Source organism: Streptomyces griseofuscus, from assembly GCF_014673495.1.
GTDB lineage: Bacteria > Actinomycetota > Actinomycetes > Streptomycetales > Streptomycetaceae > Streptomyces > Streptomyces murinus.
The window spans coordinates 5,188,363-5,203,949 of sequence record NZ_CP051006.1 but is presented as its reverse complement, the minus strand read 5'-3'; the positions used below and the strand labels follow the sequence as shown (position 1 = coordinate 5,203,949).

Sequence of the window (15,587 nt, the reverse complement as noted above, 5' to 3'; positions counted from 1 at the left end):
GCTCACGTGGGTCCCTTCCTGGTGGGGGTCGTACGACTCGTCGGGCTGTCGTCGCCCGGTGCGGAGCGCGGGCCGCCGGGTGCCTCGCCGGGGGCGAACCACGGGAGGGCGGCGGGAGAATCGGCGGGCGGAGGCTTCGCGGGCCGGGTCCGGGCGCGTGGGGCGGGGCGCGTGCGGCGGAGGTGGGAGGGGCGGGGGGCGGCCGGGCGGCGGGGGCGTACCCGGTCCACCACCGCCATCCCGGCGCGGAACAACGCTGCCGGTACGACCAGGCAGAGCAGGATCCAGAAGAGGGTCACGCCCCAGGGCCGGCCCACGTCCCAGGGCTGTTCGGCGAGCGATTTGCCGCCGTACCTCAGGGAGACGGTGTAGTCGCCGTGCGCCCCGGCGGACAGTTCCACCGGCAGCTCGATCTGCGCCTTCCCGCCCGGCGCGAGGGTGCCGTGCCACTGCCGGTCGTCCCACTGGGGGGCGAACACGCCGTGTGCCGTGCCGACTTGGAAGACCGGGTCCTTGACGGGCGTGGTGCCCAGGTTGCCCGCGGTGAAGACCAGGGTGCGGCTCGGCGGGGCGCCGAACCAGGTCAGCGGGGAGCCGGAGCCGGTCAGCCGGGTGTCGGAGAGGATCGCCAGGCGCCCCCCGGAGGGCTCGGCGGGCAGTGGGGCGACGGGGTGCCCGGCGACATCGAGGACGGCGTCCGCCTGCGCCGGGGTGCCGGTGACCGTGGCCACGTGCACCACACAGGGGCAGGGCACCGGCGGCTCGGCGACCGGCAGCTTCTTGGCGAAGGCGCCCCGGGCGTCGGTGGTGACGGCGCGACCGTCGGCGTTGGCGCAGGAGTTGGTGCCGCCGATGACGCCCCGGGACGGGGTCGCCCGGCCGCAGACCAGCAGCATCAGCAGGGTGCGCGGACGCCAGCCGGAGCCGTGCACGGTGACCGAGCCGCCGGTGCCGGCCTGCACCGCGGACAGCCGTACGGCAGGACCGTCCGCCGCCGCGACCCCGGCGAGCGGCAGCAGGAGCAGTACGGCGACCGCCAGGACCCCGATCCGCCTCACGCCACCGCTCCCGTCAACTCGGGCTCGCGGGACGGGGTTTCGCTCTCTCTGGTACGACGGGCACGTCGCCGGACGAGGAACGTGACCGCCGCCGTCGCCGCGAGCCCGGCGAGGACGCCGAGCGTGCCCCAGGGCACGAAGGTGGCCGACATGGCCGCCGTGGCGTGCGCCCCGTCCGCCGTCACCGTCAGCCGTACGTCGACGCGGTCCAGGAACGGGCGGCCGTGCCACGGTTCGCCGAGGGTGCGGCGGGTGCCCGGGGCCAGCCGGACGGGCAGCGGGCGCGGAGCCCGGTCCAGGACCCGCCCGAAGGTGCCGTCGGCGCGCACCGCGAGGGTCGGTACGAGCACGGTCGTACCCCGGTTGACCAGCTGGTACGTGATGCCGTCGGGGTGGACGGCGAGGTGTTCGACGGTCAGCGCGGCGAGCCGGGGCCCGGCGATCCGCAGCCGTACCGGGACGCTCGCCGTACGGCCCGTGCCGTCGCGCGCCTCGATCGCGCCGGAGCGGTCGCCGGGCGCGGAGCCGGGCGGCGCGGTCACGGTGAAGGGCACCTCGGCGCGGGTGCGGGCCGGGACGGTGAGCGTGGCCCTGGCGAGGACGACCGGCAGGCCGGTGCCGCGCAGCCGTACCGTCACCGGGGTGCGGGCCGGGTTGGCCACGGCGACGGTGTCCTGGAGGGCGGTGCCGGGGGCGCCCTCGGCGTAGAAGGACGGCCGGGAACCGCCGGCGGGCGCGAGGGACCAGCCGGCCGGGCGTGCCGCGGCGGGTGACGCGGTGCCCAGCAGCGTCAGCATCATCAGCAGGGGCGGTCCGAGGGCGCGTACGGCGGACGGCATGGGCGGCTCCAGCGCTGGTGACCGGGTTTCGACGGCGTACGGCGGCTTATGGCGGCGGAGTTCAGCGGCGTACGGCGGTGCCGCGCCGGGTCAGCCAGAGGGCGCCCGCCGCGCCGGTGAGGAGGACGGTGCCGCCGAGCGTGCCGAGGGCGATGGCGGAGTCGTCGGGGCCGGTCTGCGGGAGGGTGCCGCCGGGCGCGGAGCCGGTGGAGCCCGAGGTGGAGCCGGTAGTACCGGAGGAGCCGGAAGAGCCGCCGGTCGAACCGCCGCCGGGCGCGGTCACGTCGAGTGTCAGGGAGGGGCCCGGGTTGTTGGTGGGGGTGCAGGTCGTCGTCGTACCGAGCGCCTTGATGGTGAGCGTGCCCGCGGTGAGGGTGACCTTGCCGGACTTCTCGGGCGTGTAGGTGCCGCTCAAGTCGCTGATCTTGATGGGGGTGTTGGCGGGGATCGCGGCGGTGTTGGGCGGCCCGCTGACCGGGATCGTGCCGCTGTCCGCGCCGCCCAGCTTGATGGTGGCGCTCGGGCTCATCGCGCCCTTGCCCAGCTCGACGGGGCTGGAGGAGACGCCCTTCTGCCAGGACATCGTGACCTTGTAGCCGGCGCCGCTGCGGACGCCCTTGATGTCGATCGGCGAGACGGCGCTCTTGACGCCGATCGGCGTCTCACACCTGTAGTTGACGTCGACCACGTCGGCCTGGGCGACCGGCGCGGTCAGCACCACGGCCGCTCCGGCCAGCGCCGCGGCGGACGCGAACGCGGCGGTTCGTTTCGGGTACGACACGATCGGTCCACCCCAATTCGTTCCCGGCGAATACCTGACGGTGCATCAGGTAAGCCGTCAAGGTACGCCTGGGACCCCGAGGAAGGAAGACACGTACCGGCGGGGGTTGTGTGGGGGCGGGGGTGACGCGGTGCGGCCGGACGGCCGGGGTTGTGCGCGGGCGCGCGGGCGGCCCCGGAGTCGGGGCCGCCCGGTATGTCGTCGCTCGCCGGGCAGACCGTCGCCCGGCGTGCCGAACGGCGTCGTCAGGCCGGAGCGCCCAGTTCCGCCCACACCGTCTTGCCGGGGCGGCCCTCGGCGCGCACCACGCCCCAGTCCAGGCACAGGCGCTGGACGATGAACATGCCGTGGCCGCCGGGGCGGCCCGCGCGATGGGGGGTGCGGGGGGCCGGCTGGCCGGTGCCGCGGTCGGTGACCTCCAGGCGGATCACCTTGTTGTCACAGGCGAGGGCGAGCTCGTCGGGGCCCTCGGCGTGCAGACAGGCGTTGGTGACCAGCTCGGAGACGACGAGCAGCACGTCCTCCGCGGCGGCCCGCTGGTCCGCGCCCTCGGCGGGCAGCCAGCCCCAGTCGTACAGCGCCTGCCGGGTGAAGTCGCGGGCGAGCGGGACGACACCGCTGGCCCCTTCGAGGCCGAGTCTGCGGACCTGCCGGCCCCGCGGCGTCTCCGCTGCGCCCGCGTCCGTCCCGGACGGTGGCGCGGACGAGGCGGCCGCGCCCGTCGCGGATGCCAGGGCAGCGCCGGCCGGCGCGTCCTCCTCCGAGGACGCGGACACCCCGGAAGCGCCGCTGGGCTCGTGGCCGCGGTCGCCCGGCGGGTAGGGCCGGGTGGTGCTCATCAGCGCTTCACCTCACCGAATCACCAGTTCACGATGGAAAAGTCCGGTACTTTCCGGCACCGGTCGGTCCGTCCGTCGTCGGCGCCGCAGCCCCGCCGTACGTCCCGTCATCCGCACATCAGCCCCCGTCCACCCATCGCGTGACGTCTCGCACTCCTGTTCACGGTCGTCCCGTCCGGGCAGGCTCCTGCCCGTTCGAGCCGGTCGCACACCCACGGATACGTCACACCTGGAGCGCGGCGACGCCGCCTTGGTGGTGGATGGCCGTCAGCATCTCTCCTGCCCGACCCGGGCGCCGGAACACCCCCGTCTTCCGTGGGACACAGGGGTACCGCACCCGGCCGCACACGATCGCGGGCTCAGTCGGCGCCGTCACCCTCCCCGGCCAGGGCGTCCGCAACGGAGTCATGGACGGTGAAGACCGCCTCGGCCCCGGTGATCTCGAACACGCGAGCGACTACGGGCTGCATTCCCGCCAGATGGACACCGCCACCGGCGGCCTCCGCCTTCAAGCGGGCCCCGAGAAGGACGTTCAGCCCCGTGGAGTCGCAGAACTCCAGGCGTGAGCAGTCCACCACGAGCCGCGAGAATCCCTTGCCAAGGAGGTCGTCGAGGGGCTCGCGCAGTAGATCGGCGGTGTGGTGGTCAAGCTCACCCGCCGGTGTGACAACCGCGCTGGCGCCCTCTTCACGCACCTCCACCAGAAGCCGGCCCGACTGTGCGCTGCCGACCATCCCGTGGTCCATGCCGTCTCTCTCCCGAGGTCGTGGCTTGCTGATGCCCTCGAACATTACGCCTTCCTGGCGCAGTCTGGCACCCGAACAACCTCGCATAATCGGACATACTCCAACAGAACGCACTTGCGATCGCTCAGGCAAAGCCGATAGGGCTAGTAAAGACACGTACTTCTACACGCCGGCTTTGGAGGCGCCGCACTCCGTAGTGCACCTGATGGCTTCGGCAGCCGTATGCCGAGAACGATGGAGGACACCCATGTCACCCCGGCTCGACGCCTCGCCTGCCCCGACCGCGACGTCGACACCCCCACCGGTACAACTGGATCATCCCATCGATCTCCATGACCCCTTCGAGGGACTCCCGGAGATCCCCCCGTACGACGAGGTCGGCCCCGTCGACGCACGGGCCCTGTCCAAGACCCTCTTCGGGCGCCTGGAAGCGCTGGAGGAAGGGACGCACGAATACGCGTACGTCCGCAACACCCTCGTCGAGCTGAACCTCGCGCTCGTCAAGTTCGCCGCCTCCCGCTTCCGCTCCCGCAGTGAGCCGATGGAGGACATCATCCAGGTCGGCACCATCGGCCTGATCAAGGCGATCGACCGCTTCGAGCTCTCACGCGGTGTCGAGTTCCCCACTTTCGCGATGCCGACCATCATCGGCGAGATCAAGCGCTTCTTCCGTGACACCTCGTGGTCCGTGCGCGTACCGCGCCGGCTCCAGGAGCTGCGTCTGGACCTGGCGAAGGCCGGGGACGAGCTGGCCCAGCAGCTGGACCGCGCGCCGACCGTGGCGGAGCTGGCCGAGCGCCTGGGCATCTCGAACGACGAGGTCGTCGAGGGCATGGCCGCCTCGAACGCGTACACCGCCTCGTCGCTGGACGCCCAGCCCGAGGAGGACGAGACCGAGGGCGCGCTCGCGGACCGCATCGGGTACGAGGACCACGGGATCGAGGGCATCGAGTACATCGAGTCGCTCAAGCCCCTGATCGCCGGGCTGCCCCAGCGCGACCGGAAGATCCTCTCGCTGCGGTTCGTGGCCAACATGACCCAGTCGGAGATCGGCGAGGAACTGGGCATCTCCCAGATGCACGTGTCCCGCCTCCTGTCCCGCACGCTGGTACGGCTGCGCAAGGGTCTGACCGTGGAGGAGTGACTTCCGGGGCACTCGTCCTCTCTCCGGAATCGGATACGCCGAAGCGGCCCGGACTCCCCGTCCGGGCCGCTTCGGCGTGTCGTCGTGCGTCCGGGGCTCACACCACCTGTACGCCGCTCCGCCACACCCCGCTGACCAGGGGCACGCCCGGGCGGTAGGCGAGGTGGACGTGGCTGTGGGCGTCGAGGAGGGTCAGATCGGCGCGGGCGCCGGGGGCGAGGCGGCCGATGTCGGTGCGGCGCAGGGCCGCGGCGCCGCCCGCCGTGGCGGACCAGACCGCCTCGTCGGGGGTCATGCCCATGTCGCGGACGGCCAGGGCGATGCAGAAGGGCATGGAGGAGGTGAACGACGAGCCCGGGTTGCAGTCCGTGGACAGGGCGACGGTGACCCCCGCGTCCAGCAGCCGGCGGGCGTCGGGCCACTCGGCGCGGGTGGAGAACTCGGCGCCGGGCAGCAGCGTGGCCACCGTGTCGCCGCTCGCCAGGGCGTCGACGTCCGCGTCCGTGAGGTGGGTGCAGTGGTCGGCGCTGGCCGCGTCCAGCTCCACGGCCAGCTGGACGCCGGGGCCGTAGGAGAGCTGGTTGGCGTGGATGCGCGGGTGCAGGCCCTTCGCCTTGCCCGCGGTGAGGATCGCGCGGGCCTGGTCGCCGTCGAAGGCGCCCTTCTCGCAGAACACGTCGATCCAGCGGGCGTGCGGCGCGCAGGCGTCCAGCATCTCGCCGGTGACCAGGGCGACATAGGCCGCCGGGTCGTCGGCGTAGTCCGGGGAGACGATGTGCGCGCCGAGGTACGTCACCTCGTCGGTGTGCTCGGCCGCGATGCGCAGCGCGCGGGCCTCGTCCTCGACGGTCAGGCCGTAGCCCGACTTGGTCTCGAAGGTGGTGGTGCCCTGGCGCAGGGCCTCGGCCAGGTAGTGGGTCAGATTGGCGGTCAGTTCCGCGTCGCTCGCGGCGCGGGTGGCGGCGACGGTGGTGCGGATGCCGCCCGCCGAGTAGGGGCGGCCGGACATCCGGGCGTTGAACTCCTGGGTGCGGTCGCCCGCGAAGACCAGGTGGGAGTGGGAGTCCACGAACCCCGGCAGCACCGCACGGCCGCCCGCGTCGACCCGATTGTCGGTGGCGGGTGCTTTGCTTGATTCACCGGTCCACGTGACGCGGTCGCCCTCGATGACGACGGCCGCGTCCTGGATCAGACCGAGCGGGGAGCCGTCGCCGAGGGAGGGATCGTTGGTGACCAGTGCGGCGATGTTGGTGATGGCGGTGCTGCTGCTCATGGTGTCGTCCTCGTGGGGGGCGATGGGGGTCGGCGCGGGGACCGGCGCGGTCAGCGCAGGGCTTCGACGGCCGCGGCCAGCGCGCGGGGCACATCCGGTACGAGCGTGTGCGCGCCGTCGCGTACGACCTGCCGGCCACCCACGACCGTATGCCGTACATCGGCCGCGCCCGCCGCGAATACGGCCGTCTCGGCGCCCAGCCGGGGCTCGGGGCCCGCGGTCCTGACCGAGTCCAGGGCGATCGTCGTCAGGTCGGCGAGCGCGCCCGGCTCGATGCGGCCGGCCTCGTCCCAGCCGAGGGCGGCGTGCCCGTCGGCGGTGGCGGCCCGCAGCAGGGCGGCGGCCGTCCAGTGGCCCCGGGTGCGGGTGCGCAGCCGCTCGTTCAGCTCCATGGCCCGCGCCTCTTCGAGCAGGTCGATGACGGCGTGGCTGTCGGAGCCGAGGGAGAGCGGGGAGCCCGCCCGCTGGAGGGCGACGGCGGGGCCGATGCCGTCGGCGAGGTCCCGTTCGGTGGTCGGGCACATACAGGTGCCGGTGCGCGAGCCGCCGAGCAGGGCGATGTCCTCGTCGGTCAGGTGGGTGCTGTGCACTCCGGTGGTGCGTGGTCCGAGGACGCCGTGGTCGGCGAGCAGCCGGGTGGGGGTGCGGCCGTGCGCGGCGAGGCAGGCGTCGTTCTCGGCGGTCTGCTCCGAGAGGTGGACGTGCAGCGGGGCCCGCCGCTCCTCGGCGAAGCGGGCCACGGTCGCCAACTGGCCGGCGGGCACGGCCCGTACGGAGTGGATCGCCGCCCCGATCCGTGCGTTATCCCGTTCCTTGAGAACTGCACAGCGTTCGGCCCAGGCCTCCGCGCTGCCGTCGGAGAAGCGGAGCTGGTGGGTGTTGGGCGCCTGGTCGAAACCGGCCGCGAGATAGCAGGTGTCCAGGAGGGTGATCCGGATGCCGGCCTCCGCGGCGGCCGCGATCAGCGCCTCGCCCATGGCGTTGGGGTCGGCGTAGGGGGTGCCGCCGTGGGCGTGGTGCACATAGTGGAACTCGCCGACGCAGGTGATGCCGGCCAGCGCCATCTCGGCGTACACCGCGCGGGCGAGCGCGTGGTAGGTGTCCGGGGTCAGCCGGTCGGCGACGGAGTACATCACCTCGCGCCAGGTCCAGAAGGTCCCGGAGCCGACCTGGACGGTGCCGCGCAGTGCCCGGTGGAAGGCGTGGCTGTGGGCGTTCGCCAGTCCGGGCAGGGTCAGTCCGCGCAGCGCCTCGGCGCCGGGCGGCGGGGCGGGCACCTCGGTGCGCACGGCACCGATCCGCCCGCCGTCGGTCTCGACCAGCACCCCCGGCTCGACACGGTCGCCGAGCCAGGCGTGCTCCAGCCAGTACGTCGCCCTGGTCAACAGGCCAGCCCTTCCAGTACGTCGGCGAGCGCGTCCACCCCGGCCAGGCAGTCGTCCTCGGCTGCGGACTCGGCCGGGGAGTGCGAGACACCGGTGGGGTTGCGCACGAACAGCATGGCAGTGGGGATGCTCCCCGAGAGGATCCCGGCGTCGTGTCCGGCGCCGGTGCCGAGGACGGGCACCGTGAGTCCGGTGTCCCGGCCCAGGATGCGGCCGAGTTCGTCGCGCAGCGCGTGGTCGAACTCCACGACGGGCGTGAAGGACTCCCGTACGACGTCCAGGTCCACGCCGTGCGCGTCCGCGTACTCCCGGGCCGCCTTCTCGATGCCGCCGACCACCGTGTCCAGGGTCTCCTGGTCGGCGGCGCGGGAGTCGAGCCAGCCGCGCACCCGCGAGGGGATCGCGTTGACGCCGTTGGGGTCCACCGCGATCTTCCCGAAGGTGGCGACGGCACCGGCGAGTTCGGCCTCGCGGCGGGCGGCGAGCACGGTCTCGGCGTAGGACAGCATCGGGTCGTGGCGGTCGGCCAGCCGGGTGGTGCCGGCGTGGTTGGCCTCGCCCCGGAAGTCGAACCGCCAGCGGCCGTGCGGCCAGATGGCGCTGGCGATGCCCACCCGGTCGCCGGACAGGTCCAGCGCGCGGCCCTGTTCGACGTGCAGCTCGACGAAGGCGCCGATCCTGGCCAGCCGCTCGGGGTCGGGCCCGATGGCCTCCGGGTCGTATCCGGCGGCCGCCATGGCGCGGGGCAGGCTGACGCCGTCCCCGTCGGTGAGCCGGTGCGCGTCCGCGACGGTCAGCGCGCCCGAGGTCAGCCGGGACCCGACACAGGCGAGGCCGAACCGGGCGCCCTCCTCGTCGCCGAAGTTGACGATGGCGAGGGGCTTGGTGAACCGGCCCCCCCTGCGCAGCAGTTCGTCGAGCGCGGCGAAGGAGGACACCACCCCGAGGGGCCCGTCGAAGGCCCCTCCGTCCGGCACCGAGTCCAGGTGCGAACCGGTGACCACGGCGTCCCCGGCGGCGGGGTCGCCGAGCCAGGCCCACTGGTTGCCGTTGCGGTCGACCTCGTAGGCGAGCCCGCGGCCCTGGGCCTGGTCCTTGAACCAGGCCCGGCACTCGGCGTCGGGCCCGGTCCAGGCGTAGCGCCGGTATCCACCGGAGTCGGCGTCCCGGCCGACGGGCAGCAGCTCCCGCCACATCTCATGGAAGGAGGCGCCGCTCCGGGCCGTGTGGGCGGCCGGACCCGCAGTCGGCGACGAACCCCGCACCCCCGCCGAAGGGCTGCCGTCCTCGCCAGAACCCAGTGTCACGCCTCGTCACCCTCACGCATCGGCACCCGGACGCCTCGCTCCGCGGCGACGGACTCCGCGATGTCGTAGCCCGCGTCCACGTGCCGGATGACGCCCATGCCCGGGTCGTTGGTGAGCACCCGGCGGATCTTCTCGCCGCCGATCTTGGTGCCGTCGGCGACGGTGACCTGTCCGGCGTGGATGGAGCGGCCCATGCCCACGCCACCGCCGTGGTGGATGGAGACCCAGGACGCGCCGGAGGCCACGTTGACCATGGCGTTCAGCAGCGGCCAGTCGGCGATCGCGTCGGAGCCGTCGAGCATGGCCTCGGTCTCGCGGTACGGCGAGGCGACGGAGCCGCAGTCGAGGTGGTCGCGGCCGATGGCGAGCGGCGCGGCCAGCTCACCGGAGGCCACCATGTCGTTGAAGCGCTCGCCGGCCTTGTCCCGCTCGCCGTAGCCGAGCCAGCAGATCCGCGCGGGCAGGCCCTGGAAGTGCACCCGCTCGCCGGCCATCTTGATCCAGCGCGCGAGGGACTCGTTCTCGGGGAAGAGTTCGAGGAGCGCCCTGTCGGTCTTGGCGATGTCCGCCGGGTCGCCGGAGAGCGCGGCCCAGCGGAAGGGGCCCTTGCCCTCGCAGAACAGCGGCCGGATGTAGGCGGGCACGAAGCCGGGGAAGGCGAACGCGCGGTCGTACCCGGCGAGCTGGGCCTCGCCGCGGATGGAGTTGCCGTAGTCGAAGACCTCGGCGCCGGCGTCCATGAAGCCGACCATGGCCTCGACATGCGTGGCCATGGACTCGCGCGCCCGTGTGGTGAACCCGGCCGGGTCCTTCGCGGCGGCGTCGGCCATGTCCTCGAAGGCGACGCCGACCGGCAGGTAGGCCAGCGGGTCGTGGGCGGAGGTCTGGTCGGTGACGATGTCGATGGGGGCGTTCATCGCGAGCAGCTGCGGCACCAGCTCGGCCGCGTTGCCGAGGACGCCGATGGACAGCGGGCGACGGGCGTCGCGGGCCTCGGTCGCGAGCTGGAGCGCGTGGTCGAGGTTGTCGGCCTTTACGTCCAGGTAGCGGTGCTCGATGCGGCGGTCGATGGCGCGCGGGTCGCAGTCGATGCAGATGGCGACGCCGTCGTTCATGGTGACGGCGAGCGGCTGGGCGCCGCCCATGCCGCCGAGGCCCGCGGTGAGGGTGATGGTCCCGGCGAGGGTGCCGTTGAACTTCTTCGCGGCGACGGCGGCGAAGGTCTCGTAGGTGCCCTGGAGGATGCCCTGGGTGCCGATGTAGATCCAGGACCCGGCGGTCATCTGGCCGTACATGGTCAGGCCGAGGGCCTCCAGGCGGCGGAACTCCTCCCAGTTGGCCCAGTCGCCGACCAGGTTGGAGTTGGCGATCAGGACGCGCGGCGCCCACTCGTGCGTCTGCATCACGCCGACCGGGCGGCCGGACTGGACCAGCATGGTCTCGTCCTGCTTGAGGGTGCGCAGGGTGCGCACCATCGCGTCGAAGGAGCGCCAGTCACGGGCGGCCTTGCCGGTGCCGCCGTAGACGACGAGCTTGTCGGGGTGCTCGGCCACCTCGGGGTCGAGGTTGTTCTGGAGCATGCGCAGGGCGGCCTCCTGCTGCCAGCCCAGGGCGCTGAGTTCCGTGCCGCGCGGTGCTCGTACGGGGCGGGGTCCCGACATCGTCTGCCTCCTGCTGTTGCTGCGTCTATTCACATCCTGGCTGCATGAATAGAACTAGTCAATACATCGGGGCGGCCCCGTCCGCGCGTCCTGGGTGTTTGGCTGGAAGCAGCTGACGTCCGACAGGAGGGAATCGCGGTGGACCACGAGGTCGAGGCCGAGGCACGGGAGCGGTCCTGGCGCCGGGACGAGGCGGTGCGCGCGGCCGTGGAACAGGGCCTGCTCGGCCCGGACGCGGCGGTGGTCGGGCTGCTCGACGCGAGCGGCATCCGGGAGTCGGCGGCGGCGCTGCGGACTGCGTTCGAGGCGGTCCTCGCGCCCGGCACCCCGGTACTGCACGCGTTCGCGGTGAAGGCGTCCCCCCTGGTGCCGGTGCTGCGGCTGCTGCACGAGGAGGGCATCGGCGCCGAGGTGGCGAGCCCGGGCGAGCTGGCGCTGGCGCGCGCGGCCGGCGTACCGGCGGCGCACACCGTGCTGGACTCGCCCGCCAAGACCCCGGCGGAGCTGCGCGAGGCGCTGACGCTGGGCGTCGCCGTGAACGCCGACAATCCGCAGGAGCTGGACCGCCTGGACGCCCTGGTCCGGTCCGCGCCGACCCGCTCCCCGCTGGGCATCCGGGTCAATCCGCAGATCGGCGGCGGCAGCATCGGGGCGACCTCGACGGCGACCGAGACCTCGAAGTTCGGGGTGGCGCTGCGCGACGAGGGGGCGCGCGAGTGGGTCGTCGGGGCGTACGCGGAGCGGCCGTGGCTGACCCGGCTGCATGCGCACACCGGCTCGCAGGGCATTCCGCTGGAGCTGCTGGCTCGGGGCGTGGCGGAGACGTACGCGCTGGCGGAGGAGATCAACGCGCGGGTCGGGCGGCGGCAGATCGACACGCTCGACATCGGCGGCGGCCTGCCGGTGAACTTCGCGGGCGAGGCGACGGCGCCGACGTACGCGCGCTACGCGCGGTTGCTGGCCGAGCAGGTGCCGGGGCTGTGCGCGGGGCGGTACGGACTGGTGACCGAGTTCGGGCGGTCACTGCTGGCCAAGCACGGCACGGTGGTGGCGCGGGTGGAGTACGCCAAGCGCTCGGGCGGGCGGCGGATCGCGGTGACGCACGCGGGCGTGCAGGTGGCGACGCGGACGGTGTACGCGCCGGGGGCGTGGCCGCTGCGGATCGCCGCGTACGACGCGAAGGGGCGGCCGAAGCCGGGGCCCGAGGTGGTGCAGGACGTGGCGGGCCCGGCCTGCTTCTCGGGCGACCTGCTGGCCGAGGGGCGCGCGCTGCCCCCGCTGGAGCAGGGGGACTACGCGGCGGCGCTGGACACGGGCGCGTACTACTTCGCGCACCACTACGCCTACAACTCCCTGGCCCGGCCCGGGATCTACGGCTTCGCGCCGGACGGCGCGGGAGGCGTGGCCTTCGCCACCGTACGGGAGCCGCAGACGATCGCGGAGGTGGTGGCGGAGTCCGGGGGCGCGCACGCTTCGGCGCTCACCACCCTGTGTGCGCCCGGGAGCCGTTGACGCGCCCCCGCTTCACTCGAACAAATGAATCAACTCCGGTGACACACACGTCAGTTGCCCAACTCTAGTACGTCGGACGCATGTTCCACTGGAAAATGCCAAACGGCTCACCCCTCCCCCACACGTTGCGTAGTGTCGGGGTCACTCATCCGGAGTCCCAGGCGGGAGGGGAGCCACGCGGTGCCCGGAATCGACGAGTGCCTGCTGGAAGCGATGCGATTGCCCGGTGCCCGGGGTGCCGCGCTGGTGGACTGGACGAGCGGCCTCGCGCTCGGCACGGTCGGGGAGGCGCCCGGCGGCGACCATGAGACAGCCGCGGCCGAGGCCGCCGAGCTGGCCCGACTGGCCGCGGAGCACGGCACGTTCACGGCCCAGGGGGCGGACCGGCCACCGGTGGAGGACGTGATCGTCAGCAACGCGGACAGCTACCACCTGCTGCGCTTCATCGACACCTCCTTCGACAGCAGCGTGTTCCTGCATCTGTGGCTGGGGCGCGAGGAGGGCAATCTCGCGCTCGCCCGGATCCGGCTCGGCGAGATGGCCGCCCGCCTGGTGCTGGGATGACCATGGTCCGTACGCCGCCGCCACTGCCGGTACGGGACAAGGCCGCCGCCCGCGCGCTGTCCCCGATGCTGAACCGGCTGGCCGAGGAACGGGCCACCGGCGTCCTGGTCCGCGAGCACGGCACCCTGCACCTCGCGCAGGGCCGGGTGGTGCACGCCGAGAGCCCCCTCGCCCCGGGTCTCGACGTGCTCCTCACGGCCCACGGCACCCTGGCGACCGCCGCCTGGCAGCGGGCCGCCGCCGCGGCCGAGGGCCCGTTACGGGCGGCCGAACTCCTGCTGGAGTCCGGCCTGTTACCCGCCGGCGCGCTGGAACTATGCCATCTGGACGCGCTGTACGACGCCGGGTACTTCGCCCTGGCGCCGAGCAGCACCCCGGGCCGGTTCCACTACGACGGCGCGCCCCGCACCGGCACGCTGCCCTCGGTCCCGGTGGTCGCGCTGGAACGCGAGACCCTGCGCCGCCGGCTGCAACTGCACCGCCTGTGGCCCGACCCGGCCGCGGACACCGCGCCCCTGATCCGCGCGGACCCCCTCCTCCGGGACACCGGGCCCGCACCCGCCGCACCGGCACGGCCCGCCCGCCGCACCCCCCTCGCCCCCCGCCAGCGCGCCGTCCTGGACCGCGTGGACGGCACCCGTACGGCCGCCGACATCGCCCGGGAGCTGGGCAGGCAGGCGTTCCACACGCTGGTCGACGTGCGCAGGCTGGCGGCGGCCGGGCACCTCAGACCCCTGGCGCCGGTCGTGCCCGTCCCCCCGGCGCCGCCCCCGACCGCACCGGAGCAGGCCCGGAACCTTCCCCCGCCGCTGCCCCCGGTCACCGACCCCGACATCGCGCTGCTGAAGAGGCTCAGGGATGCGCTGGAGGCCCTTTGAACGGCCACGCCCCGCCGAGAGGAGAGAGCTGATGGTGTCCGAGGACGACCTGCGGACCGTCCTGGAGGAGCTGCACCGGCTGCGCACCCGGGTGCCGCAGCTCACCGGCGCGCTCGCGGCCGGCGTCGACGGACTCGTCGTCGCCCATGACACGCCCGGCGTCGACCCCGACGGGCTCGCGGCGCTCACCGCGGCCGCGCTCGGCGTCTCCGTCCGGGTCGCCGACGCCACCGGCAACGGCGGCCTGCGGGAACTGCTGGTGCGCGGCGAGCGCGGCTACGTCGCCACCTACGCCGCCGGCCGCAGCGCCGTACTGACCCTGCTCGCGCAGGACCGGGTCAACGTCGGCCGGCTGCATCTGGAGGGCCGCCGCTCCGGCGCCCGGATCGGCGAGGTCCTGGACGCCGCCGAGGCCGCGGCCGCCCGGAACGCGCCCGCACGCCAGGCCACCGCGCCGCCGCGCGCCCGCGCCACGCGGACCCCGCGCACGACCACCGCACGCACCACAACCGACAGTTGAGAGGACCCGACATGGCCAACACCGAGACCGCCCTCAAAGAGGCGCTGACCTCGATCGAGGGCGCCACCGGCGTCGCGCTCGTCGACTACACCAGCGGGATGGCGCTGGGCACGATGGGCGGCGGCAAGACCTTCGACCTGAACGTGGCCGCCGCCGGCAACACCGATGTGATCCGCGCCAAGATGCGCACGATGGAGATGCTGGGGCTCAAGAGCGAGATCGAGGACATCCTCATCACGCTCTCCGACCAGTACCACCTGATCCGCCTGCTCCAGGGGCGCGGCGGCAACGGCCTGTTCCTCTACCTGGTCCTGGACTCGACCCGCGCCAACCTGGCGATGGCCCGCCACCAGCTGAAGCGGATCGAGGAGAGCCTGGAGGTCTAGGACCTCCCTTTCGGATCAGACGAGGGCCGCGGTACGGCGGCGGGTCCCGCCCGGGGCCGCGTCGCCGGCCGCGATGCCCGTACCGCGCAGGCCCTTGACCGCCTTGCCCGCCGGGCGGCCGCCGCGTCCGTCGAGCCAGTCGACCCGCACCCAGAGCAGGCTGTCCAGGGCCCGTTCGCGCCGCCCGAGCCAGCCGGCCTTCAGCCGCAGCCCGGTGCCGCACCCGGCCAGCAGCAGCCCGCCGGCCACCGGCACCGCGAAGGCGGACCCGAGCGCGAGCGCCCAGGCCAGCGCCAGCCACCAGCGGTGTCCGCGGCGCCAGTTGCGCACGGTCACCGCGCGGTCCTGGAGCACGTCGTACTTGCCCGCTCGGCTCGCGCCCCGGGCGAGGGCGTCGTAGCGGCGCCGCCGGGTCAGCGCCACCACCGCGGCGGCGACGACGAACAGCGCGGCCCCGGCGAACACCCCGATCCGGCGTCCCGTCCAGCCCTCGGGCGCGGCGCCGACGCCCGCGGCGACCACCCCGAACCACCACAGCGGGGCGGCTCCCGCCCGTACGACGACGGCCACCCGGGCCAGTCCCCGGCCGCCGCGCTCTCTGCCCTCGCCACGCTCTCCGCGCGCCACGTCACCCTCCCGTGTCACGAGTCCCGCACTGCCTCTGTCCGGCGCGGACATTAGCGGGCGAACGTGA

At 73.7% G+C, this 15,587-nt stretch carries 16 protein-coding genes; 6 read left to right on the top strand and 10 right to left on the bottom strand.

Features of this window, described 5'->3' with window-relative positions; genetic code table 11:
- Positions 1-2: 2 nt before the first annotated feature.
- The 5 genes from HEP81_RS23590 to HEP81_RS23570 form a co-directional block, all read right to left on the bottom strand.
- Positions 3-1,058 carry a hypothetical protein gene (locus HEP81_RS23590; RefSeq protein WP_037660908.1) on the bottom strand — a complete coding sequence of 352 codons (1,056 nt, stop codon included), beginning with the start codon at positions 1,056-1,058 and terminating at the stop codon, positions 3-5.
- Positions 1,055-1,897, bottom strand: a complete 843-nt coding sequence (locus HEP81_RS23585) for a hypothetical protein (protein WP_037660911.1) — start codon at positions 1,895-1,897, stop codon at positions 1,055-1,057. Before HEP81_RS23585 ends, HEP81_RS23590 begins: the two co-directional genes overlap by 4 nt.
- Before the next feature lie 61 nt (positions 1,898-1,958).
- Positions 1,959-2,678, bottom strand: a complete 720-nt coding sequence (locus tag HEP81_RS23580) for an LPXTG cell wall anchor domain-containing protein (RefSeq protein ID WP_037660912.1) — start codon at positions 2,676-2,678, stop codon at positions 1,959-1,961.
- Positions 2,679-2,923: 245 nt separating this feature from the next.
- Entirely contained in the window at positions 2,924-3,517 is a 594-nt protein-coding gene (locus HEP81_RS23575) for an ATP-binding protein (protein WP_037660914.1), read from the bottom strand.
- Between the two features lie 359 nt (positions 3,518-3,876).
- A complete protein-coding gene (locus tag HEP81_RS23570; RefSeq protein WP_037660945.1) occupies positions 3,877-4,263 on the bottom strand; it encodes an STAS domain-containing protein in 387 nt (128 codons plus the stop codon).
- 247 nt (positions 4,264-4,510) lie between these two features.
- Between HEP81_RS23570 and HEP81_RS23565 the strand changes: the two genes are divergently transcribed.
- Entirely contained in the window at positions 4,511-5,407 is an 897-nt protein-coding gene (locus HEP81_RS23565; RefSeq protein WP_037660917.1) for an RNA polymerase sigma factor SigF, read from the top strand.
- Positions 5,408-5,504: 97 nt separating this feature from the next.
- Here the strand turns inward: HEP81_RS23565 and hutI are convergent, their stop codons facing one another.
- The 4 genes from hutI to hutU form a co-directional block, all read right to left on the bottom strand.
- Positions 5,505-6,680, bottom strand: coding sequence for an imidazolonepropionase (gene hutI, locus HEP81_RS23560; RefSeq protein ID WP_037660919.1), 1,176 nt, complete (start codon positions 6,678-6,680; stop codon positions 5,505-5,507).
- Positions 6,681-6,730: 50 nt separating this feature from the next.
- Positions 6,731-8,065: a formimidoylglutamate deiminase gene (locus tag HEP81_RS23555; protein WP_037660920.1), complete on the bottom strand. Its 1,335-nt coding sequence runs from the start codon at positions 8,063-8,065 to the stop codon at positions 6,731-6,733.
- Positions 8,062-9,261: an allantoate amidohydrolase gene (locus tag HEP81_RS23550; protein WP_037660922.1), complete on the bottom strand. Its 1,200-nt coding sequence runs from the start codon at positions 9,259-9,261 to the stop codon at positions 8,062-8,064. Before HEP81_RS23550 ends, HEP81_RS23555 begins: the two co-directional genes overlap by 4 nt.
- A gap of 107 nt (positions 9,262-9,368) precedes the next feature.
- On the bottom strand, positions 9,369-11,033 hold the full coding sequence (gene hutU, locus HEP81_RS23545; protein ID WP_037660924.1) for a urocanate hydratase: 1,665 nt from the start codon (positions 11,031-11,033) through the stop codon (positions 9,369-9,371).
- A gap of 138 nt (positions 11,034-11,171) precedes the next feature.
- Here hutU and HEP81_RS23540 point away from each other — a divergent pair, with 138 nt between their 5' ends.
- The 5 genes from HEP81_RS23540 (at position 11,172) to HEP81_RS23520 (ending at position 14,893) form a co-directional block, all read left to right on the top strand.
- A complete protein-coding gene (locus HEP81_RS23540) occupies positions 11,172-12,545 on the top strand; it encodes a type III PLP-dependent enzyme domain-containing protein (protein ID WP_037660930.1) in 1,374 nt (457 codons plus the stop codon).
- A gap of 180 nt (positions 12,546-12,725) precedes the next feature.
- Entirely contained in the window at positions 12,726-13,109 is a 384-nt protein-coding gene (locus HEP81_RS23535; RefSeq protein ID WP_037660931.1) for a hypothetical protein, read from the top strand.
- Positions 13,106-13,987 carry a transcriptional regulator gene (locus HEP81_RS23530; protein ID WP_182787937.1) on the top strand — a complete coding sequence of 294 codons (882 nt, stop codon included), beginning with the start codon at positions 13,106-13,108 and terminating at the stop codon, positions 13,985-13,987. Before HEP81_RS23535 ends, HEP81_RS23530 begins: the two co-directional genes overlap by 4 nt.
- Before the next feature lie 31 nt (positions 13,988-14,018).
- Positions 14,019-14,507, top strand: a complete 489-nt coding sequence (locus tag HEP81_RS23525) for a roadblock/LC7 domain-containing protein (RefSeq protein WP_037653548.1) — start codon at positions 14,019-14,021, stop codon at positions 14,505-14,507.
- Between the two features lie 11 nt (positions 14,508-14,518).
- The gene (locus HEP81_RS23520; RefSeq protein WP_037653549.1) at positions 14,519-14,893 is read left to right on the top strand and encodes a roadblock/LC7 domain-containing protein; all 375 of its coding nucleotides are present in this window, start codon (positions 14,519-14,521) and stop codon (positions 14,891-14,893) included.
- A gap of 15 nt (positions 14,894-14,908) precedes the next feature.
- Here HEP81_RS23520 and HEP81_RS23515 read toward each other — a convergent pair whose 3' ends face one another.
- A complete protein-coding gene (locus HEP81_RS23515) occupies positions 14,909-15,463 on the bottom strand; it encodes a hypothetical protein (RefSeq protein WP_037653551.1) in 555 nt (184 codons plus the stop codon).
- Between the last annotated feature and the right edge of the window lie 124 nt (positions 15,464-15,587).

Excerpts from the sequence above, each read along its gene's own strand:
- HEP81_RS23565 (WP_037660917.1), top strand. The coding sequence starts at position 4,511 with ATGTCACCCCGGCTCGACGCCTCGCCTGCCCCGACCGCGACGTCGACA.
- HEP81_RS23585 (WP_037660911.1), bottom strand. The coding sequence starts at position 1,897 with ATGCCGTCCGCCGTACGCGCCCTCGGACCGCCCCTGCTGATGATGCTG.
- HEP81_RS23520 (WP_037653549.1), top strand. The coding sequence starts at position 14,519 with ATGGCCAACACCGAGACCGCCCTCAAAGAGGCGCTGACCTCGATCGAG.
- HEP81_RS23570 (WP_037660945.1), bottom strand. The coding sequence starts at position 4,263 with ATGGACCACGGGATGGTCGGCAGCGCACAGTCGGGCCGGCTTCTGGTG.
- HEP81_RS23525 (WP_037653548.1), top strand. The coding sequence starts at position 14,019 with ATGGTGTCCGAGGACGACCTGCGGACCGTCCTGGAGGAGCTGCACCGG.
- hutU (WP_037660924.1), bottom strand. The coding sequence starts at position 11,033 with ATGTCGGGACCCCGCCCCGTACGAGCACCGCGCGGCACGGAACTCAGC.
- HEP81_RS23575 (WP_037660914.1), bottom strand. The coding sequence starts at position 3,517 with ATGAGCACCACCCGGCCCTACCCGCCGGGCGACCGCGGCCACGAGCCC.
- hutI (WP_037660919.1), bottom strand. The coding sequence starts at position 6,680 with ATGAGCAGCAGCACCGCCATCACCAACATCGCCGCACTGGTCACCAAC.
- HEP81_RS23530 (WP_182787937.1), top strand. The coding sequence starts at position 13,106 with ATGACCATGGTCCGTACGCCGCCGCCACTGCCGGTACGGGACAAGGCC.
- HEP81_RS23550 (WP_037660922.1), bottom strand. The coding sequence starts at position 9,261 with ATGTGGCGGGAGCTGCTGCCCGTCGGCCGGGACGCCGACTCCGGTGGA.